19 protein-coding genes are annotated in these 22870 nt (G+C 26.7%); 10 read left to right on the forward strand and 9 right to left on the reverse strand.

All coding sequences use genetic code 4. The features are described 5' to 3' along the window. The 3 genes from ACXYRP_RS00580 to ACXYRP_RS00590 all read right to left on the reverse strand — a co-directional run bounded on the left by ACXYRP_RS00580 (position 1) and on the right by ACXYRP_RS00590 (position 4973). On the reverse strand, positions 1 to 831 hold the full coding sequence (locus tag ACXYRP_RS00580; RefSeq protein WP_458614274.1) for a bifunctional 5,10-methylenetetrahydrofolate dehydrogenase/5,10-methenyltetrahydrofolate cyclohydrolase: 831 nt from the start codon (positions 829 to 831) through the stop codon (positions 1 to 3). Continuing rightward, on the reverse strand, positions 819 to 3308 hold the full coding sequence (locus tag ACXYRP_RS00585) for a valine--tRNA ligase (protein ID WP_458614978.1): 2490 nt from the start codon (positions 3306 to 3308) through the stop codon (positions 819 to 821). Before ACXYRP_RS00585 ends, ACXYRP_RS00580 begins: the two co-directional genes overlap by 13 nt. Before the next feature lie 174 nt (positions 3309 to 3482). Next, a complete protein-coding gene (locus ACXYRP_RS00590) occupies positions 3483 to 4973 on the reverse strand; it encodes an APC family permease (RefSeq protein WP_458614979.1) in 1491 nt (496 codons plus the stop codon). 224 nt (positions 4974 to 5197) lie between these two features. On the opposite strand from ACXYRP_RS00590, the gene ACXYRP_RS00595 reads away from it, so the two are divergent. The 3 genes from ACXYRP_RS00595 (at position 5198) to ACXYRP_RS00605 (ending at position 9467) form a co-directional block, all read left to right on the forward strand. Next, complete coding sequence (locus ACXYRP_RS00595) at positions 5198 to 8191, forward strand: hypothetical protein (RefSeq protein ID WP_458614980.1); 2994 nt, start codon at positions 5198 to 5200, stop codon at positions 8189 to 8191. Between the two features lie 9 nt (positions 8192 to 8200). After that, positions 8201 to 8338 (forward strand): hypothetical protein, encoded by a 138-nt coding sequence (locus ACXYRP_RS00600; protein ID WP_435130575.1) that lies wholly within the window; start codon positions 8201 to 8203, stop codon positions 8336 to 8338. Between the two features lie 100 nt (positions 8339 to 8438). Continuing rightward, positions 8439 to 9467 (forward strand): Eco57I restriction-modification methylase domain-containing protein, encoded by a 1029-nt coding sequence (locus tag ACXYRP_RS00605; RefSeq protein ID WP_458614981.1) that lies wholly within the window; start codon positions 8439 to 8441, stop codon positions 9465 to 9467. On the opposite strand, the gene ACXYRP_RS00610 is transcribed toward ACXYRP_RS00605, so the two are convergent. Further along, positions 9457 to 10128, reverse strand: a complete 672-nt coding sequence (locus ACXYRP_RS00610) for a hypothetical protein (RefSeq protein WP_458614982.1) — start codon at positions 10126 to 10128, stop codon at positions 9457 to 9459. The genes ACXYRP_RS00605 and ACXYRP_RS00610 overlap by 11 nt on opposite strands. Before the next feature lie 82 nt (positions 10129 to 10210). Between ACXYRP_RS00610 and ACXYRP_RS00615 the strand changes: the two genes are divergently transcribed. The 6 genes from ACXYRP_RS00615 to ACXYRP_RS00640 all read left to right on the forward strand — a co-directional run bounded on the left by ACXYRP_RS00615 (position 10211) and on the right by ACXYRP_RS00640 (position 16574). Continuing rightward, positions 10211 to 11446, forward strand: a complete 1236-nt coding sequence (locus ACXYRP_RS00615) for an MFS transporter (protein ID WP_458614279.1) — start codon at positions 10211 to 10213, stop codon at positions 11444 to 11446. 125 nt (positions 11447 to 11571) lie between these two features. Further along, positions 11572 to 12405 carry a pseudouridine synthase gene (locus tag ACXYRP_RS00620; protein ID WP_458614983.1) on the forward strand — a complete coding sequence of 278 codons (834 nt, stop codon included), beginning with the start codon at positions 11572 to 11574 and terminating at the stop codon, positions 12403 to 12405. Positions 12406 to 12412: 7 nt separating this feature from the next. Further along, a complete protein-coding gene (locus ACXYRP_RS00625; RefSeq protein ID WP_458614984.1) occupies positions 12413 to 12715 on the forward strand; it encodes an Asp-tRNA(Asn)/Glu-tRNA(Gln) amidotransferase subunit GatC in 303 nt (100 codons plus the stop codon). Beyond that, a complete protein-coding gene (locus ACXYRP_RS00630) occupies positions 12715 to 14040 on the forward strand; it encodes an amidase family protein (protein WP_458614985.1) in 1326 nt (441 codons plus the stop codon). The genes ACXYRP_RS00625 and ACXYRP_RS00630 overlap by 1 nt, the downstream gene beginning before the upstream one ends. After that, positions 14033 to 15457 (forward strand): Asp-tRNA(Asn)/Glu-tRNA(Gln) amidotransferase subunit GatB, encoded by a 1425-nt coding sequence (gatB, locus tag ACXYRP_RS00635; protein WP_458614986.1) that lies wholly within the window; start codon positions 14033 to 14035, stop codon positions 15455 to 15457. Before ACXYRP_RS00630 ends, gatB begins: the two co-directional genes overlap by 8 nt. Beyond that, positions 15438 to 16574: a YhjD/YihY/BrkB family envelope integrity protein gene (locus ACXYRP_RS00640; RefSeq protein WP_458614987.1), complete on the forward strand. Its 1137-nt coding sequence runs from the start codon at positions 15438 to 15440 to the stop codon at positions 16572 to 16574. Before gatB ends, ACXYRP_RS00640 begins: the two co-directional genes overlap by 20 nt. A gap of 57 nt (positions 16575 to 16631) precedes the next feature. Here the strand turns inward: ACXYRP_RS00640 and rpmE are convergent, their stop codons facing one another. The 3 genes from rpmE to ACXYRP_RS00655 all read right to left on the reverse strand — a co-directional run bounded on the left by rpmE (position 16632) and on the right by ACXYRP_RS00655 (position 18237). Then, positions 16632 to 16844, reverse strand: a complete 213-nt coding sequence (gene rpmE / locus ACXYRP_RS00645) for a 50S ribosomal protein L31 (RefSeq protein WP_435130593.1) — start codon at positions 16842 to 16844, stop codon at positions 16632 to 16634. A 12-nt stretch (positions 16845 to 16856) separates the two neighbouring features. Beyond that, entirely contained in the window at positions 16857 to 17456 is a 600-nt protein-coding gene (rpsD, locus tag ACXYRP_RS00650) for a 30S ribosomal protein S4 (protein WP_458614988.1), read from the reverse strand. 187 nt (positions 17457 to 17643) lie between these two features. After that, the gene (locus ACXYRP_RS00655) at positions 17644 to 18237 is read right to left on the reverse strand and encodes an FMN-dependent NADH-azoreductase (protein WP_458614989.1); all 594 of its coding nucleotides are present in this window, start codon (positions 18235 to 18237) and stop codon (positions 17644 to 17646) included. A gap of 215 nt (positions 18238 to 18452) precedes the next feature. On the opposite strand from ACXYRP_RS00655, the gene ACXYRP_RS00660 reads away from it, so the two are divergent. After that, a complete protein-coding gene (locus ACXYRP_RS00660) occupies positions 18453 to 19634 on the forward strand; it encodes a restriction endonuclease subunit S (protein WP_458614990.1) in 1182 nt (393 codons plus the stop codon). A gap of 202 nt (positions 19635 to 19836) precedes the next feature. Here the strand turns inward: ACXYRP_RS00660 and ACXYRP_RS00665 are convergent, their stop codons facing one another. Both ACXYRP_RS00665 and ACXYRP_RS00670 read right to left on the reverse strand, forming a co-directional pair. Continuing rightward, the gene (locus tag ACXYRP_RS00665; protein ID WP_435130601.1) at positions 19837 to 20601 is read right to left on the reverse strand and encodes a hypothetical protein; all 765 of its coding nucleotides are present in this window, start codon (positions 20599 to 20601) and stop codon (positions 19837 to 19839) included. Between the two features lies 1 nt (position 20602). Beyond that, entirely contained in the window at positions 20603 to 22615 is a 2013-nt protein-coding gene (locus ACXYRP_RS00670) for a S8 family serine peptidase (protein WP_458614991.1), read from the reverse strand. Positions 22616 to 22870 lie beyond the last annotated feature (255 nt).

The following is a 22870-nucleotide window of genomic DNA, read 5'->3' on the forward strand; positions in this document are numbered from 1 at the left end:
CTATCTTACAATATCAAGTAAGTTTTTTAATAAACAAACAACAGTAACAGGTCCTACTCCACCCGGAACAGGGGTAATGGCTGAAACTTTATCCTTTACAGATTCAAAGTCTACATCACCTGCTAAAGTATCGCTAAGTTGACTATCTAAATTAGTTCCTACATCGATTACGATCGCACCTTCTTTAACATTCATTGCTTTAACATACTTAGCAACACCGATAGCAACAATTATAATATCACCACTTTCCACACCCTTTAAACCAGTGCGTTCGTTATAGGTGGCTACATCTGCACCCATACGCTTGATAATATGAGCAATAGGTTTACCAACCACTTTACTACGTCCTACAACACACACTTTTTTACCTTTAACATCAATATTATGATACTCCATTAATTCTAAGACAGCCCTTGCGGTAGCTGGAACAAAATGTTTAGTAGGAATATCGTTATAAAGTGTAAATTCATTTTTTGCACTAAGTCCATCAACATCTTTTTCGTGTGGGACTGCATCTAATATCACTTGCTGGGGTATATGTGCAGGCAAAGGTAGTTGGATGATAACTCCGGTAGATTTTTCATTTATAATATCAAGTTTCTTAAGTAATAGCTTTTGTGTAATGGTTTCAGGGAATTTATATAATGTTCCTTTTAAACCAATTTCTTCACATTTTTTTAATTTAGCTGCTACATATTTATTTGATGCTGGATTATCTCCAACCTGCACAATTGATAAATTCGGTTTATCTTCATCATCAAGTTGTGCAACTTCTGCTTTTAATTTTAAAAGTTCCGCCTGGGCTAATTCTTTTCCACTTAGTATTTTCATTTAAGCTCCTTTTGGTATTTTTCTAGGTCTTGTGAATATTTTTGTAACTTAATTCGTTCTGCTTCAACTTTTTCAGCAGGTGCAGAAGTAACAAATTTTTGGTTTGAAAGCATATTTTTAGCTCGCTGTATTTCAAATTCAGTATCCTTAATTTTCTTCAACAGGTCTGCTTTATTTTTTTCTTTTAAAGCTGCATCTACTTTAATATAAAGGTTTTTACCTTGAATAGAAATAAGAAAATCATTATTTTCTGAAACTTGTGCATTAGCTAATTTATTAATCATTTCAATAGCATTTTTAGGTAAATTGCCTTGATAATCGTAATATATAACATCTTTTTTTGAGATTTTATTATCATCGCGGAAGCGACGAATAGCGGTAGTTATTTCGATGACTTCATCAATATATTCAATACCTTTTTTGATTTTCAAAATAGGCCATTTTGCTTCTAAAAGTTCTGTATTATAGATATCTTTGTATAAATAATCGGTTAAAAAAGGTAAGAATGGGTGTAGAATAATTAATGTTTTTTGTAACACTTGCAATGCAATCTTTTTATTAGAATTAGTTTTTAAAAATTCAACATATCAACCACTTAAATCATTAAAAATATATTTGTATATTTCACTGCCGAGTACAGCAAAATCATATTTATTAACAAACTTGCTTATTTTTCTTGACAAGAATGCGAGTTTGTTAAAAATTCATTTATCAGCTGGACTTAATGATTTATCCTTTGAATCAGGAAGTTCTTTAATGTAGTTTGCTATATTTCATAATTTATTATTTACTCTTCATGCGGCTTCAACTTTTTCGCTTGAAAAACGAATGTCCATTCCGGGTGCTGTATTAGTTAGCAAAAATCAACGAAGAGCATCGGAACCATATTGATCAATTAATTGCATTGGATCTATTCCATTATTAAATGATTTTGACATTTTACGTCCATCTTCAGCACGAATTAATCCGTGAAATAACAATTGTTTAAATGGTATTTGCTTCATGAATTCTAAACTCATAAAATACATTCTAGCAACCCAAAAGAAGATAATATCATAACCTGTAACTAATAAAGATGTAGGGTAAAATCTTTTTAATAATAGATCATTCAAATCAGGTCAGTTTAAGAAAGTAAATGGTGCTATCCCTGATGAAAATCAAGTATCAAGAACATCAGGATCTTGAATCCAATTTGGACCAGGACTGTCTATTTGGACTTTAATTTGATCTTGATAATATCAAACCGGTAATCGATGTCCTCACCAAAGCTGACGTGAAATGGTTCAATCATGCACATTTTCCATCCATTGCTTCATTGTGTCTTTAAGCCTATTCGGATAGAATTTAACTCCATTTTTGGATTTTAAATCATTTAATATATGATTTTTTAACTTATCCATTTTCACAAATCATTGTGGAAGCACCAATGTCTCAACAACTGATTTAGAACGATCAGAAACAGCAACATTTGAAATTACATCTTCTGCTTTTTCAAGCATATTTTGCTCTTTTAAGTAGTTAGCAATTGCTAAACGTGCTTGAAAACGTTCCATTTTATCAAAAGCACAACCAGGAGCATTAATAAAACCGTTTTTATCAATAGTTTCATTAATTTGTAAGTTTAACCTTGTTATTATTTCAATGTCTGCTTCTGAATGCGCAGATAATTTCATTAAACCACTTCCGAATTTTGGGTCAACATATGAATCAGCTATAATTGGAAGTATTTTCTTAGTAATCGGGTGCACAACAAACATCCCTTGATATTTTTGATAACGAATATCAGTCGGATTATAAACAACAGCAACATCGCTTAGCAGTGTTTCGGTACGCACAGTAGCGATAATCAATGATTCATTTGAATTATAAATTGGGTATTTAATATAATACATTTTTTGTTGGGTAGGTACATTATTAACTTCAATATTTGAAAGGGCAGTTTGTAATTTTATATCCCAACTGATTGCTCGCATTCCTTTGTATAATAAACCTTTGTTATACATATCAACAAATACTTTTTGCACTGCAGCACTAGCTTTTTCATCTAAGGTAAAGCGTGCATTTTGATAATCGAGAGCTAATCCCATCTTGTATCATTGTTGTTTAAATATTTCAGCATACTTATGCTTTCATTCTCAAACTCGCTTGATAAATTCATTGCGACCTAAATCGTGTCGAGTTTTACCGTCACTTTTAAAAATAACATCTTCAACCTTAGATTGAGTGGCAATTCCGGCATGATCCATACCGGGAATTCACATCACATCATAACCTTTAAGTTTTTTATAACGAATAATTGTGTCAGGAATATATGAATCAAGAGCATGCCCTAAATGTAGCATCCCGGTTACATTCGGAGGCGGAAGCAAGATTGAAAAAGGTTTTTTCTTAACATCGTGGGTAATAAAATATTTTTTATCACGTCATTTTGCTTCTATACCTTTTTCAACTAATTTATGATCATAATTTTTGTTCATAAATCCTCCTTTTAAAGAAGTTATAATAAATCTTTATATATTATAAACTATTTCATAAATTTTCTAGGGAAATGCTAAAAATAATATAAACTTATGCAACTTTGTGGAACAATAAACTAAAAGTATGTTTATTTAGTGTAAAAATATTAAAAAAAACTACATAAGATGCAGTTCTTAATTTGTATTAGGATGTTCAATTTCACAATTATGCTTGTGATCGCTATTTTGTTTTAGTAGTTGTGTATATTCTTTTGAAGAAAGATTTTGTGATTGATTTTGTGGGGTTACAATTGCTTTTTTAAAATCAATAAATCATTTGAATAATAAATATACTCCTCAAACAATAAATCCAATTACCATAAACACAATATAACTTAATATTGTTATTAATTGTGAACTATCATATGCTTCACCTACAATAGGTGGAATAAATGTAATTAATAATACTATAATAATTAAGATACTTGTAATAATGTATACTATCTTTTCTCATAATGGAAACTTAACTTCATTGCGCAATTTTTTCGAAAGAACTAATACTGCTATAATAGCAAGTAAATATTGCACAAAGAAGACTAAATTACCTGCATTTAAGATAGTTTCAAATTGATCTGGTACACCCAATAAACCTGGTAGAATTGTAAAGATAATCATTGAAGCTATAGTAATGGATGCTGCAAAAACGATTGCTTTACGGTGTTGTCCGTTTTTAGCTACTTGTGATAATTGACTTGGTAAAAATCCATCTTGTGCTAATGGAACAACTGCTTTTGCATAATATATCATTGAAAAGACGGTTGAAGTAACTTGTCTAAATAAAAGTCCGATAGTAAATATAATCAATCCTGCAATTCCCATAACCTTATTCATTATTGCAGCGGTATAATTCGAGATAGTTTTTGTTGAAACACTTGATGAATCAATAAAAATAAACATTAAATAAAATACTAAATAAATGAATAAGATGATACCAAAAACAGAAAGCAAGATTTTTCTAAAGTTTTTCGCCTCAACTTCTGTTGATAAACCTGATAATCCTTCTACTCCACCATACGCATATATGAAACTTAAGATTGAACTTATTATCATAAATGGTGTAACTTTTTCTGTGTTTTTAATAAATGAATTCCCTGGATTTTGAATTAATAAAGCTATAACAGAAGCAAAAATAATCGCAATAACAATCCATTTTATATAAGCTGTTCAAACAATAACTTTTTTAGAAATACCAAAATTTAATGCTGAAATAATTGTTAAAACAATAAAAAATAGTAATGCTAAAAGTTGTATTAACAATGAATATTTCTCATAGACTGATGAATTGTTGATAAATAATCTAATAATAGATATAAAGAACAAAGGTGTAGTTGCAGAAAACAAGGGAGCCTGCAAGAACTGGTTTCATCCATTAAAATATCATAGTCATCTTTTCTTTGGGAATGCTTTTTTAACAAAAACATATGATCCACCAACTTCTTTTGAATACATTTGGGTTCCACGTGCAAAAGCAAGCATAACACCACCTGCAATAAAGGAAGTAATAGCAAATACTAAAATACTGTAACTACCTGTTTTTAAAACACTAGCAATCGAGGCAAGAAGACCAAATCCGACGATATAATTTATACCATAGAAAAGAAAATTCTTTCCTTTAATTTTTTTCATTTAATCACTCCTAATATATTGATTTTTAAATATATATCAATAAATAATAGCAAAAAATTAATTTTTTCCTAAAAAAATGATAAAAATTTAACTTTTTAGTTATATAAATCCTGTTATAAAAGTATATATAGTATTTGATATTATAAAATATCAAAATATTTTACTTTTTTTGTTTCTAATTTGTTCTTTTGTTGTTCTCTTAATATATATAAAGTGGAGGTAAAATGACAAAAAACATAAAACTGATTATGATTTTAGGTTCAACTGCAGTTGTTGCAGGAGCAGCAGCATATCCAATTAAGCTTGCAATAACGAAACTGCAGAAAAATTCATCTAATTCACCTGTTCTTACAAATCAAAAAAGTTTTGAATATCAGAAGGTAATTGAAAATATAGACAATTTTAATAAACAAAGACCTAGTTTTGATAATTTAAATGCAGAAAAAGATGCATTTGTAAAATTACAAAACCAAATTAATGAGAGAATAAATAAAATAAAAGGTTTTCAAAATAAAATCCATGACGAACTAAAACGAACGCAAAATATAAATCTTTCTTTTAATCAAAATATCTTACCGATTAAAGAAGATTTAAAAATTTTTTTAAACGATATTATAGACAAAAATAACGAAATACAAGCTGTTAAGTTGAATCAAGAACTTAATTCAAATCAAATAAAATCATTAAAAAGTTTTTTAGATGAAAATAACAATAGATTGAACTCTAAATGAGATATTTATCTAAAATTGATAAAAAAACATAATGAAAATTTGAAAAAACTATCAGCTGATACAGATGAAATTCCATGAGTAAAGCAAAGTTATGAACAAACCGCTTTATTAGAATCTAATATACAAACTTTATTAAATGAAATAAATAATAATGTTTGATTGGAAACCGATGATTTTTTAGGTTACTATAATCATATAAATAAGATTATTAATGATGTTATTGGATTAATTGATTCAAGCGATATATACATAAATTTTTGAATAAAGCATGATTTGAATATTAATATCAATTATGCTAATTCGATTAAGAATAACGAAAGTTCTTTAAAAAGTTTGCAACAAAATATGAATTTATTAAATCAGAATTTGCAAACTTATAAAGAAACAGTTAACAAATTTATTGAATCAACAAATTTGTTAAAAAAGACATTATCTGAATCTAAAAACTCACTGCAACAAAAGCAAGAAAGTTATTTAAACTATCTAAATAACTATAAGAAAGTGATTAATGATGCATATACAAAGCAACTTACTTTATATCAAAGCGCATTAAAAACAAGCCAAAACAATGATATAAAAAAAATAGCAAGCAATATGAATGATGCTATAAGCAAGCAAGAAAAAGAATTTGAAGACAAATATAACAAAGAAGAAAAAGCAGAAAATAAATTTAATAATATAAGTAATTTTATAAGTAAGGATTTTTGATTTTTACAAAAGAATTGGTATAAACTAAGTCAAAATGTCTTAGATAACGAGAATAATGTTTCAAAAAAAGCATTTGATAACGATATAAAATTAAACGATAAGAATATTGTAGTTTTAAATTTATATAATCAACTTAATAAAGTAAATCATAGAAATATGGATTTAAAAAATGAACTGATTAGACAAAATAATGAGTTAGATAAAATAGACAAACTTTATAAAGAAAATAACAGTGATGAACTATATATAAAGAAGCAAATTTTTCTAAGAGATATAGATAAAACTAAAAGATTAATTGAAGATACTGATAACAAAATAAAACAAACTCAAAATCAAATTAATCAAGAAATAAATAAATATGATGAAATATTAAAGAATACCGATAAATATTTTACTGGTTCGTTGCAATTATCTAATGCAAATTCATTATTTTTTTCTATCAATGAAGAAAATATGAGTACTATAAAAGCACAAGGTAGGCAAATAGCATTACTAGAAACAGATATTAATGATAAAAAGAAATTAATCGATTTATTAAAAGGTAATATTAATGATTTAACAGATTCAAAAAGAAAACTTGAATCTAAATTAACACAGTTAGATAATGATAAAAAAGAACTAGAGCAAAAATTAAATGAAACCAAAAAAATAACAAATAAAATGAATCAACAAAATGATGATAACTTAAAAATTATTAACACAAAAAACAAAGAAATAGAGATATTAAGACAAAAAGATTCTGAAAATGAAAAATTAATTCAAACAAAACGTAACGAAATAGACAGAATAAAAACAGAAAATTTAAAAATTCAAGAACAAATTCAATTTAATAGACAAAAGATACAGCAATTAAATGGTCAACTTGATGGCAAAGTTGAAATAATAGATAATTTAAATACACAAATCCAACAACTAAATGGTCAGCTTACACAGAATCAAAATGCAATAAATGCAAAGGCAAAAGAAATACAACAACTTACAAATCAAAATAGCGAACTAAGAGAGCAAATACAACAAAAAGATGAAGAAATTTTAGAACATCAAAGAACAATAGCAGAAAATACAAAAATTATTGAAGGAAAAGACAAAGAAATAAAGCACTTATTACAAACATTAAGAAGTGCATATCAAGCAAGAGATGAAATAGCAAATAATACCAAAAATTATGGTGAAAACATTGTAGCAATGTATTTAGAAATAAACAAACTCAAAGAACAGTTAAATGATATAAACCAAAAATATGCAGATACAGATCAAGAGAAGAATCGACTTCAGGCATCACTTAATACACTGACTACTAATTTCAACAATTTACAAAACCAAAATAATAATAATTTAAATGAAATTCAGTTACTAAATAAGAGAAACAACGATTTAAAGGACAATAAAACTAAATTATTATCTGATTATCAGAGTATGATTAATAAATATGAATTCACAAAAAAACAATATGAAGATTTAAAATTAGAAAATTATGAATACAGAAGAAAATGAGGTGTAGCTGGTGAGCTAAACAGAGAAAAAGATGTAACTATTGCGGTTCTGAACAAAAAACTAATTAATTATAATGAATTAATCAAGTTGGTAAAAGAACTAAGAGATATCTATGATGGTATTTCAAAAAAATCAAAGTATAGATACAGAGAAGGGCCTTCATCTTCTGGATATCCTTATACAGGAAGCGAAATGTATGAAAAAATAGATTATGGTGCCACATATGAATACCACGCCAGAAAATTTCTAGAAAATGCTAAACCATATTATGAAAATGAAGAATAAAGGAGATAAATGAATACACCGAATAAACAAGAATTATCAAATAACCAAATAAATGAATTATTTTTTGAGTATATTGAAAAAAGCAAAAACATTGAATGTTCTGATATTTTCGATTTTACAATATATGAAAAATATTTAATGACATAACATTAGCAGCCTAATAAGGCTGTATTTTCAAATTTTAACATTTTAAAACATAAATTGTTATATAATAATTAAACAAAAATTAAAGGTGATAAAGTAAAATATGAATAAAATTAATTATGGACAAGTATTTACGCCAAAAGATATCGTTTTAAAAATGATATCTTTAATTTCTTTTGATAACAATGCTTTTATATTGGAAACTTCATCTGGAACAGGTAATTTTTATTTTGAATTAATCAAAAAATATAATAATCTTATAGCATTAGAAATAGATGAAAATATAGCACATGTAGGAGCAAAAGTCATATCATATTTTAATACTAATTATCATCCAGATGTTATTATAGGAAATCCACCATATGTAGATTATAAAAATATTATAGATGCACCCAAAAGTAAATTTTTAATCCACAAACCTAACCTATATTTATATTTTTTAGAAAAAGCATTATCAGATTTAAAGCAAAATGGCGAACTTATTTGAATAATTCCTGCTGCAATTTTTACAACAACTTCTGCAAAGTATTTGTTAAAAATTATTTATGATAATTTTTCAATTACATACTTTGAATTAATCCCTGAAAACATTTGAGAAAACGCTGCTGTTCCTACTGCTATTATAAAGATAGTTAAAGTTAAAAATCATAAAGATAAAATTAAATATTTTTGATCTAATTGAAAAATTTTATTTGGTAAAAAACCAAAATTACCTACAGATATTATTGTAAAAGTAGGTGGAGCAAGTGGCTTCAATTCAAAATTGCAAAAAGGGAATATATCTTTTGTTGTTTCACATACAGAGAGAACAAAACAACTGAATAATATTTTGTATCAACCAAATAAATGAATTCGACCTGTCCCCATCCCACCAAGAAAATTTACATATCAAATTTTTGTTAACTGTAAAACAAGAAATAAAAGACCTTTTTATGTTTTAGATTTTCAAGAAAAAGGCGAATTTATCCATTATGATGCATCAGTTTTGTCAATATATGTAAATTTAGATTATCAAAATACTAAGAAAATTGTTGATATTTTAAACAACATTGACTGAGAATTAATGGGAATAAAAAGAGACGGAAGGTATCATTTTACACAAAGTATCTTACAAGCAATATTTAATTTTTAAAATTGTCATTAAAATCATCTAAAATTTTTGCTCTCTTTTTAACGGATTGAAAAAGTATATTTAATAAAAACTCTTTAGATTGTGCATATGTTCGATTAACTAATTTGCGATTTAAATTAGGATTAAATTGAAAAGGTAAATTATTACCATTCGGAATTAAAGATTGCATTCTTTTTAAAGATGTAAAGAAAATATCATTAGGATTATTTTTGTTGAATACTAGCAAATAATAATCTGTTTGTGTTGCTTTTAAATTCTTTGCTAACTTATAAAAATAATTTCCTCATGTATTTGAAAAATTTGGATATATATCACCTGTTAATGCAAAATATAAACCTGTTTTCGAACTTATATTACTTGCTGATTTAAGATTTGGATTAGTTATTTTAATATTCAACGGGAGAAAAAACGAATTATCAGTATTTTTGATTACTATATCATATCAAAATCTTGGTTTTGGTTGTTCATAAATTTTGACATCATATTCTTTTAAAATATTTATTTCTTTTTGGCTATTTAAAAGAATTTTTACTATTTTTTCTTCATTAAAAATTGAATTAATTCGTCCATCACTATAACTTTTAGAGAAATTTATATCAAGTTCTTTTAACTTTACAATAACTTCATTTAAAACTTTATCATAATCACTTACATAATACATATATTCCTTAAATGTTTAAATTTTACATTAACAATAATAAAATAAAAATAAAGTTGTAAAATAATAAATACAAGGAGATTTTATGGTGAGCATTAATAGACAAATCACTAATAAAATTTATTGATTTATTGCAGTTTTTGTATTATTTTTTGGTAGTCAAGGTTTTCAAATCGGAGCATCAGTATATATTTTTCAAAGTTTAAATAACTTGTGATATATCACTCTTTATTATATTTTAATTCAAGTTCCGATGATATTTGTTTTTATTTTCGGACCAAAAATTATAAAGTTATTCAAATCCAAAAATATTTTAATTTTCTCTGATTCAGCAAGTATATTTATATTATTAATAGTTTTAATCATTGCATTTAAAACACATGATAAAGCACTTTCATATTCTTTAATAGTTGCTAGTGGTTTATTTAGTATAGTCAACTCATTCAGAATTTTAGCATTTAAAAATATTGTCTATTATTTAGCAAACCAAAGCAAAGAACTTCCGATGTTTAATATCACAAACGCATTAGCTATTGCGATTTCGACATTCATCTCTCCTTTATTCACTTTATTTTTATTTACATGACCTTTTTTTGCAGTTGTTATTTTTAACATTATCACATTTGCAATATCTTTATTTTTCTTTATTTTATTAAAGCCTAATCAGCATTCATTAAAGTTAGTTGAAGAACATACACAAGATAAAATTGCAAAAATTAAATATGAAAAATGAATTTTTGCTCTTAGTTTAGGTTTATTTTTCTCGATATTCTTATTTCCTAAACAAACAGGGATTTTGCAGTTTTTTAATTATATAAAATATGATTATAAAAAATGGTCATTTTTATTTTCGATGATTATAGGTGGTTCAGCTTTATTAGGAACCGGGGCAATTTTAGGATATATAACAGCAAAAAAGAAAGTATCGCGAAATCGGTTGTTTATGGGACTTACAATTGTTGCTTCTCTTTTAAATCTTATTTGAATCCCGATTTTATTTGCTGTAAAGGAAGACAAATTAGCACTGCTTATCACATATATAATTTTAAACTCATTTATGCAACTATCACAATCATTGCTATTTCCTATCGGAAATAATTATTTGTACTTAATTTTTGATAAAAATGAGTTCAATAAACAAAATGCTGTGACATTAATTATACGAATCATTTTTTATTGTTTAATCTTAGTTATATTTACTTGATTAGATGATTCATATGGATTTGAATATATGTTCATCCTTTATGCAATTTTATTCTTTATCATCCTTATTGCAATGGTTATTTCTCGTTATCGGATACATAAAAAAATACATCATTAATTAAAATTACTTTTAATGCTTATTTGTAGTATTAAAAGTAATTTTGATATATTTATAACTTATATAAAAGCATCAAATAATCAAAAACACAAAATAATGTATAATTTTATTTATATAGGAGCAAAATGTTTGAAATTAGTGCAACAAATAACGATTCTGGGCGAACATTATTTAAACTTTTAATTAAATATTTGAATAATGTTCCAGTTTCACGGATAGAAAAACTTTTTCGAAAAAAAGATATAAAAGTGAATAATAGTAGAAAAGTAAGTAAAGATCAAATAATTAATGAAAATGATGAAATTATTGTATATGGGATAAATGATATATTTAAAAATACCTTTAAAAAAGTATCATTTGATTTAAATATTTTATATGAAGATGATAATATTCTTTTAATTAACAAACAAGCAGGAGTGGTGGTTCATGGCGATGAACATAGTTTAGATCAGCAAGTTCTTTCATACCTTAATTATAAGCAAATTGATAGTTTTAAACCTAGTCATGTAGGTCGTTTAGACAGAGAAACCAGTGGAATTATTTTATATGCTAAAAATTATGCTTCATTGGTTTCTTTAAATGCTTCTAGTATCAATTTTATTAAAAAATATTTATTTAAAAGTGACTTTAATGAAGCATATAAAGAAGTTGAATTATATTTTAGTAAGCAAAATAATAAAATTAAAACATCAGTTAAAGCTAAAGATGGTTATAAATATGCTAAGACTATCTTTTCAATAGAAAACAACAAGCAAATAGCACAATTGCTGACTGGACGCAAACATCAAATCCGTTTATCATTAAAATTCCTAGATAAACCAATTTATGGTGATATGAAATATGGTGGTAAAAAAGCATCTAGATTGATGCTACATTCATATTATTTAAAATTTGTAGGTTTATCTGGTAATTTATCTTATTTAAATAACTTTGAATTTTATGCACCAGCAAAGTGATAGGAGAAATATGATTAAAATTACTAAAGAAAAACTGAATGAAATTGTTAAAACTTTGATGGTTGAACCTACCAAGCAAGTAGTTAATGACATCCTTGAAAATTGAAATAAACTGCAAAAACAAATTAAATATTTTGATAAATTAGATTTAACAAATGTTAAACCAATGAGTCATATTAATGAAAGTTATCAAATTGATTTTCTTAGAGAAGATGAATATAATGAAGAAGATCGCGTTACAAAAGCAAGAATATTATCTAATGCACCTGAATCAGATGGTGATTACCTTAAGTTAACAAAGGTGGTAAAATAGTGCGTAGAATCAAACATCTTGGAAATTATGATGCTGCATACAATGATTTAAAAAATGATAAAAACAATGCTGTTGCGTACTTATTTCCTTATAATACAGATTTTTATACCAAAGATATGAGTTTATCAAAAGCAGTTTTAACAATTAAAGATAACTATGCAACTAAATGTGCTCCAACATCAGGATCATCAAAAATTTTAGAAAATTTTGAACCTGGTTATTCAGCTACTGCAGTTAAAAAACTATATGCTAATGGAGCACACTTTGTTGCCAAAGTACATCTTGATGAATTAGCACTCGGTGGAACTGGGACATACAGTGGATATGGGTTAATAACAAATCCGTTAGATAAAAATCGTTATGCAGGTGGTTCTTCATCAGGTTCTGTTGCTACATTTAATGAAAACATTTCGATTGCATTAGGTTCTGATACTGGTGATAGTGTAAGATTACCAGGTAGTTATAATGGAATCCCAGGATTTAAACCCTCATATGGAGCAATCAGCCGCTATGGATTATACGCTTATGCATCTTCGCTTGACACAGTTGCTTATTTTGCTCATAATGTTAACGATATTATCGCAATATCACAGGTCTTATATGGTAAAGATAACAAAGATATGACATCTGTGGATGTTGAAATTAATGATGTTGTTAAAAGAAAACCCAACAGTGTTATTGCACTTGATTTTTCTGAATTTTGTGAAGATTATATCAATGATGCATATCAACAATTGTTGCAAAAGTTATCTGCTACAGGGATAAAAGTTGAAAAAATTAAACCAAATATAGATATTTTAAGATGTGTAAAACCTGCTTATGAAATAATTTCTTATTCAGAAGCAAGTTCAAATTTAGCTAATTTAACAGGTATCGGTTTTGCAAATCGTATTGATGCAAGTTCATGAGAAGAAATTATTCGTAGCACTCGTTCAAAACACTTTGGAAAAATGGTTCAAGAACGCTTGTCGCTAGGTAGTTACTTTTTATATGCTGAAAATGTTGAAGAAATGTTATTTAAGGCTCAAAAAGCTCGTAGGGTAATAGTTGAGTATTGAAAATCCTTGCAAGATCAAGGTGATTTAGTTATTTTCCCAGCCTTTGCTGCAGTTGCTCCTACTTTTGATGCTCCTAAAGACTACGATGTGATGAGTTATATCTTAACTACTGCCAATTTAGCAGGGAATCCATCGATTACATTACCATTAGCAAAGCATCATAATTTACCATTTTCGATAGCATTAGAAACCAAGATTTATGATGATAAAAAGTTATTATCATATGCAGAATGATTTGAAGAACTAATCGGAGAAAAACATGAATAATTTTGAAACAATTATTGGAATTGAAATCCATGTTGAATTAAAAACTAAAACTAAAATGTTTTCTGCAATGTTAAATGATTATAATGCACCGGTAAATACCACAGCAAATCAAATTGATTTAGGATATCCAGGGACCTTACCACAAGTTAATAAGCAGGCTGTAAAGTATGCTATTGCACTTGCTAAAGCATTAAATATGCAAATTGATACACAATTACATTTTGACCGTAAAAATTATTTTTATCCTGATTTACCAAAAGGATATCAAATCACTCAATTTTACCGTCCAATAGGTAAAAACGGTAAAATCGATATCATAGTAAATGATAAAATAAAAAGTATCACAATCGAAAGAATCCATTTAGAAGAGGATACAGCACGTCAACATCACAGTGAGCAAGGGACTTTATTAGATTACAATCGTGCCGGAGTTCCACTGATTGAAATTGTAACATATCCTGTGATAAAAAATTCCGATGAAGCAGTAGCATATGTAGATATGATTAAAAAGACTGTGCAGTCACTTGATATATCAGAGGGAAAACTAGAGCAAGGAACTTTACGTGCTGATATTAATATCTCTTTACGTCCTTATGGTGTAGAAAAATTCGGTACAAAAGTTGAAATTAAAAATATGAATTCGCTTTCTAATATTAAAAAAGCAATTGAATATGAAATTAAATTACAAAGAAGTAAGTTACTTTTAGGACAAGAAATTTTACAACAAACCAAGAGATTTGACGATCAAAGCAATGCTAATGTTGTAATGCGAACTAAAACAGCAGCAGTTGATTATCGCTACTTCCCTGAACCTAATATTCCTTATATCAAACTTTCTGATGCATTTATTAATTCAGTAGTATTAAAAGAACTACCACTTGAGCGAAGAGTTAGATATCAAAGTCTAAAAATTCAAAATATTTATATCAATAGCTTATTAGATGATATTAAATTAGCACAGTATTTTGATTTGATTCCTTATGAAAATAAAGAAGCTTTATCAAAAGTATTTTTTGCTGAAATAGTTTCACTCGCTAACTTAAAAGGTGTTTTATCCTATGATTTAGGGATAAAAGTAGAGGATATTGCTAAGGCGATGCAACTTTTAGACCAAGGAGTTATTTCAGGTAAGTCTCTAAAGAAATTGATTCCTTTACTTGTAAACTTTGATTCTGATATCAACGATCTTTTAGACCAACATCAACTTAAACAAATTTCAGATCCAAAACTTATTACAAATTATTTACAAGCAATAATAGAAAATAATTCAGCATTAGTTTCTGAATACTTAAATCGGCCTGAAAAAGTATTGAAGTTTGTGTTAGGTAATTTAATGAAACAGACAAATGGACAAGTAAATCCGATAATTTCAAACGAAATTGCAGTTAAGGTTCTCGATGCTCGCTTCAAAAAATAAACCACTTAGTTACAAAAAACTAATTAAAATGCGAATACCAAAAAAGATATATAAAAGATTTTATCTTAATATTGTTTATTTTGCTACCTTTGATTTCTTTTATTGGATTTATGAGTTTTTTATCAAAGGAATTATTAGTATTTTTGCTTTTGTTTTAATTCGCAGTTATAACCAAAATCAAAAAGTTAAGCGTCGTAAGGTTGTAAACTATGTTTATGATAAATTCTCTTCATCTGAATATAATTTTATTTGACTCTCTACTGCTTTTTATATGTTAATTTCCTTTGTTTCTGTTATTTATATTGTTTATTTTTTAAACATTACCATAAATGATAACATTGGTTCATTTACAAACTATGTAGATAGTTTTTATAAAGAAACAGTTGAAAACAAAGATGGTAACACTAGTACTTTTCAAGCACTTTTTAATGTTACCATCTTTAATAAATTTATTCCAGGTGGAGATTTATACTTTAACCCATCACCTGGTAAAATGCAAGTTAATAGTTTGCTACAAAAGTTATACACTTTGATTCCTGGTTCCTTTGTAGCCTTACCTGCTTTATATATAGCAGCAGGTGGATATGGAAAACTTATCACTTCTTATAATGTAATTTATTCGCATGAAAAAGTAGGAACATATTGAGGTAATAAAGCAAAAGGTTTGTTTATCGTACTTGGTGTTGCTATTATTTTATGAGCTATGTCTACTCTTAATATCTTTATTCAAGCACGCTTATTTAATGCACACAGACTTGATGGAAGTGGTGTTAACGACTTGTTATATATTATTTTTACTATAATATTTTTTATCATAATATTTTTATATTTATTTAAATTTGTTCCTTCCTTTAAAATGAATTTTAAAGGCATTTACAAAGGTGTTATTATTTCTGCTCTTCCTTCGGTTATTTTAGTTATCGCTTATACATATTTAAGTAGATTATTTACTAATAATAACTATGGAGCAGCAGTAGGATTCTTTTTTAGTATCGGATTCTTTGTGAACTGATTTGTGTATTTTATGTTTTTAGGAATTACATTTAATAATGCATATTATAAAAGTTATATTAATACAAGGACGATACCAAAAAAAACCTTGGCATGATGGTTTTAAAAAAACTTATCGATATGGATAAGTTTTTTTTAATCACAAATATTGGTATCTATAATATTATTTAGATGCCTTCTTTTCAAGACGTTTGTTAAATCTATCAATTCTTCCAGTTGCTTTTGCTTGTGTTCTATTTCCAGTATATACAGCATGACATCCTGAACAAACATCAACTGTAAAATGTTTTTTAGTTGAATTGAATTGAAATTCACTTTGACATGTTGAGCAAGTTACTTTAACTTGATGGTAATCTGGGTGTAAATCTTTTTTCATATTTATTCCTTATTATTTTGAGTAGAACTCAACTACTAATGAATCTTTAATTTCTGGGTGAATTTCTGTTCTTTCAGGTAAGCGATCCAATTTCACACTAAAGTCTTTTCTGGTTAATCAAGCAGATGCTACTTTATTTGCTAAACTTTCAGTAATTTGTACATTTGCTCTTGATTTTTCTTTTAATTCAATAACATCTCCTACTGATACAGTTATTGAAGGAATATTAGCTTTTTTACCATTTAAGGTGAAATGATTATGGTTAACTAATTGACGAGCTTGTCTACGTGTTGAAGCGAATCCGGCACGATAAACAAGGTTATCTAAACGTAATTCTAATAATTGTAGGAAGTTGGTACCTGTAACACCTTTTAATTTGGTTGCTCTTTCAAAAGTTCTACGAAGTTGTTTTTCGTTAAGTCCAAATAGGTGTTTTACTTTTTGCTTTTCATATAAGTGCAATCCGTAATCTGATAGTTTAATTTTTTTATTTCCGTGTTGTCCTGGTGCATATGTTCTTTTTCTACCTTTAGAAAACTCTTTTCCAGTTTCTAATATTGAAAAACCAAGACGACGTGATTTTTTAAATACTGGTCCAGTATATCTTGACATTTATCCTCTTTTCTGCATATAGAAGAGGGTTTATTTCTTGTTTAATAACTTTAACTTAATGCTTTCAAAATTCAGCTTTATCTACTAACAAGTTATACGCGTTAAATTTATACAAAACAATAACAAACTGCTGCTAATTTATGCTTCTTAATTCTATCACAATTTTGTTTTTATAAAAATTAAATGATTAGAATTTTGCAAGAACATGATCAAGTTCATGTTTGTGGTTATCTACATAAACTGTAGCTTTTTCATCAGAAATAGGTTTTACCTTAGTTCCGTTAATTCGGTAGATTTGTACATTTTTAGCACCTAGGAATTTTCATGTTCCTTCAAGTCATGAAACATGTGAACCTCATTGATACCAATCTTGTGGCGCTCCTTGTGAAGCAATAATTAAAACATTAAGGTGATCTAATAATCCAATTGCTTCACCTTTTTTAGAATATTTATATGAAAAAGTTTTATCAGCTAACGAAACACTGTCAATAAAGTTTTTAACTACAACTGAAGCAGCAAAGTTAATCATTGATGTAGAAATAACTACTAAATCAGTTTCTTTTAATAAATTAATTCACTTATCCGAATCAATTTGTTTTCAATAATCAGGATATGTTTTTTTGGTTAAAAAGATGTCTCCATGAGTTTCATTTAGATCAAATCTTTTAACATCTTTACCTTCACTTTTAAATTTTGTTTCAAGATAATCCATAGTATCACCGGTATATGATGAATGATCCTTGTTAATTAAATTACCGTCTAAAAGTAATATTTTTTGCATTAATTCTCCTTTATTTATTTAGGATATTATTATACTATTTTTCTAAAAAGTATAAAAAAACTTGCATTTTTATAGGTTATTTTTTGTTTTTTGTTTTGTAGTTGATTAAGAGTGGAGTTTTAATTACTAGATATATTTATATTTTGTATCGAATTTTATAAATAACAAACAAGTTATATAAAATAATTTATAATATATATTCAAAGGTGGTAGAGATGAACAAAAAAATACCTGAAATAAGATTTAAGGAATTTACTGGTGATTGAGAAGAGGATCTCTTGGGAAACATTTACGATTATGCTTCTGAGGGCGGAACCCCAAATACAAACATAGAGAATTATTATAAAAATGGAAAAATTCCTTTTTTAAAAATAGAAGATACATCAAGCAAATATGTTTATCAAACAAATAATTTTATTACTGAAGAAGGTTTAAAAAATTCTTCTGCATGAATGATTAAAAAAGATAGCATAATTTTTACAAATGGAGCTACTATTGGAAATGTTTCTATCAATAAAATACCCCTTTGCACAAAACAAGGTATTTTAGGGATAGAAATAAGAAATAAATTTAACCTGGAATTTGTATATTATTTACTAAAAACATGAAATGTTCATTCTCAAACGCTTAAAAATGTTACTGTTGGTACAATACCAACAATTACACTAGGAAATTTTAGTAATATTACTTTTAAAAAACCTAAAAATACAACTGAACAACAAAAAATCTCCCAACTTTTAACTTCCTTAGATTCTTACCTTACACTTCATCAGCAAAAATATGACTTTTTAATGAATATTAAGTCTACATTGCTATCTAAAATGTTCCCTGATCAAAATTCAAAATTTCCTAATATTCGTTTTTCGGAATTTACTCACGCTTGAGAACAGGATGCTATTGCAAATTTATGCTATCGATTAGACAATCTTAGAATACCTATAAAAGAAAATAAAAGAACAAAAGGCTACACTCCTTACTATGGAGCCAATGGAATACAAGATTTCGTCCAAGGTTTTACACATGACGGAGAAAATATCTTAATAGCAGAAGATGGAGCTAATGATTTAAACAATTATCCTATTCATTTCATAAAAGGAAAAATATGGGTAAATAATCATGCACACGTAATAAAATCTCAAAATGCTAATAACAATAATTATTTTCTTTCTCTTTCTTTAAAAAAAGTTAATTTTATAATTTTTTTGGCTGGAACTAGCAGATATAAATTGACATCTAACGAATTAATGAACATAATAATCAAAATTAGTAATATAAATGAACAAACCAAAATTGCTAATCTTTTCACTTCCTTAGACTCCTTCCTTTCACTTCATCAGCGTAAGTTAACTGCTTTAGAGAATATCAAAAAGACAATGTTAGATAAAATGTTTGTTTAAACAAAACACTACATCACAAACCCTCTGATGTATGTTTAATTTTATAACAACTAAGTTGTTACTTGCTTATTATCTTTTAATTATTTCACCTGTATCTAAATTATAAATAGTGCTAGGGATATTACTTCCTTTCCGAAAGCAATATAATGATAACAAACAGGATGTTGGTACAATATCACACCAACATCCTGTTTTTGTGGTTTTATGTTTTAGACATAGGAAATACAAAACTTATTTCCTTAGGTAAATATTCATAAAGGTCTTTTACCTGCTGATTACTAGGGTTTATATTAGCTGTTATGGTTTTAGATTTATCAATGTATTTTACATTCATAGTTATACGACTTTTTCGCGAACTTTCTTCAGCCATATATTTAACACCTATTTGTTCTAAATTAATAAGTCAAAAATGTAAATTTTCTGTGTCGTCATTTATGTAATCTGGGACTAAATTATATTGTGAAATCTGAGAATTCTGGTTTCTTGTTTCATACATTAACAAATTCTTACTCTTGAAGAATTCATTAATATCTTCGTTGTTTAAATAAATATTTTGAAACTCTTCTTTGTTAATTTGTTTTAGTTTTTCTTCTGTTAAAGTATTTATGTCAAAATTAACTTTGTCTTTAAATGTTTGATAATATTTCTTAACATAATTTAAATTAAATTTATCTAAAAATAATTTATTGAGTTCATCTACTGATTTAATAAATACATATTTGTCTTTGAATAAGGGTTGAAACATCCCGTTATTTTCTTTGTTATTTTCTCACAAATAATAAAAGTAATTTTCTTTAATTTTCTTAATATCATTTAGTCTTTGATATTCATCTACATATACATAAAATCTTTTTAAATCGTATTCATCATATTCTTTATTATTGTTTGTGTTATTTGTACAACTAGCAACAACCAATGATGTTAATGCAGAAAAAGGAAAAATTCATTTTTTTATAAAATTCTTCATATTATTTTTCCTGTATGGTATATGTTAATGCTAAACTATCATTGATTGAATTATCAAATAAAACATCAGAATATTTTTTAACTTTTAATCGATATATACCTGATTCAGGAGTTACATACTCAAGTATTTCATCGTTAGAGTCACTTGATATGATGCTTTTTACAACAGTTCATTTTCCAGAACTATCTTTTTTTTCTAAATATAAATCATAATCAGAAAATAGTTTATCATTTTGTTTTTGATTTATTGTTTTTAGATTCAATCTTTCTTCATTAATATGAGTATTTTTTCATTCTGCTTTTTCTTTTGCTAACCTTGATCCCTCAACAGAATTAGCTATAACACCACCTAAAACTCCTAAAAACCATCATCAATTTACATTTGCATTATATGTAGGTAAATTTTCATGTTCTTTTAATAAACCTGAATTGAACAATCAAGAACTTGCTCCCTTGATTTTTTTATCTTTTTGAACATAGAATTCTCTAGTAAACAAAACAAAATCATTATCAGATTTTGAAACTTCTTTAGTTACTAAATTATCGGCTGCTTCTAACATATTTTCAAAATCTACAATACCAGAACCATATTTTTCTGTATATCCATTCGCTTTATAATTGAGATTATTTACTTTTGGGGTTCTTGATGAAGCACCTATAATCGATTTTATAGATTGTAATCTAATTTTGTCTTTGTCTAAGAAATCTCTTTCTCTTAATAATGTTGAAACTAAACCTGTAACAACAGGAGATGCAAAGCTTGTACCTTGTGTATCTAAGTAATTTCACTCACCTTTACTATTTTTATGCCATCTTTTATATAAATATCCTGGAGCAACCACATTAGGTTTAGAAGTGGATGTAAAACTTTTAGGTAATAAATAATTAGAATATTTTGCTATCATTTCGGTAGGTTTTTGTGCTCAATTACTAAAATCAAGAGCTCCTACAACTAAATTATTAAGGGAAAGTTTATATCCATTTAATCATTCGTTTTCTTTTTCTTTTTTATTGTTACCGTTACCTGATGAAAATATATTTACAACTCCATATTTTCTAGATATATAATCTAAAAATAGGTTTTTTTCATTATATATTGGATGTGCATCATCAATTGTATAACCGTAGCTATGGTTTATAACCCTAACCTTTTTATCTTTAACCATTCATTCAATACCTTTTTGTCATTCAGAATCTTCTATAAAGGCAGAAAAGACAAGTTTAGAATATCTATCATATCCTTTTTCCCCAGCTGTTATATTTGAAACTTCATTTGCATGATGGGTAATTGCAAAATCTGGAGTTTCGTTTATCTCAATACCAAATCTATTAAAATTTTGTAGTTTAGTTTCATCTAATCTCCCTATTACTTCTAAAACTCCCACATTCCCTAAGTTATTGTAATATCTTCTATTCTCTCTTTCTATTTGCTTCTTAAAATTTACTATTTCTAAATCTTTTGTGTTATCGATTGTAATATCCCTATCATAGTAAATATCTCAATCAATAACTTTTTGCTTGCGTGAATTCGTTGTATTAGATAATTGAATATTTTGTATTTCGTTTGGAAATACAATACCTTTATAAATTTCTTTTTTTTCTATAATACTTTTGACAAATTCTTTTCTTTGATTTTCATTATCAAAATAGAATCAAACGATCGGCATCATCGAGCTTGTTTGATAGCTTTTGAAATATAAATTTGATTTTTTAATGTTTTCTATGAATTCATTATTTTTTTGGACAGTTCATTTTTCATCCATAACTGAATTTTCTGCTTCATAATTTAATAAAAGTTTTAATTCATAATTATTGTTTACAGGTACATTCCTCACTGAATTAAAAAGTTGTCCGTTTTTATTTATACGAACTTCTAATTTATTATTTTGATATCCTAAATATCAAGGTTTTTCTTGATTTTTTAACACATTTGTAGATGTTAATGTCGCTATACCTGCAACTGATGTGGTTAAAATACTACTAAATAAAAATATTTTTTTAATTTGCTTTTTCATATTTACTCCTTTTATGTTTGTTCTAAGAAATAAATTTCTTTTCAATTTCTTGCATTTTTATTCTACATAAAAAAAAGGTGAAATTAGAAAAAATAATTTAAAATATATTAAAAAATTTAGAAAATGTGCAAAATCCATGAAAAGGAAGTTTAACAAGAATTAAGATAAAAAAATTAAAAATTTTAGACATTTGTGAAATCAATTACTGATTTTCAAACTTAAAATCTAAATGTTTAAGTCGTTTAGGTTATATAA

This window comes from Mycoplasma sp. 5912 (genome assembly GCF_054353835.1).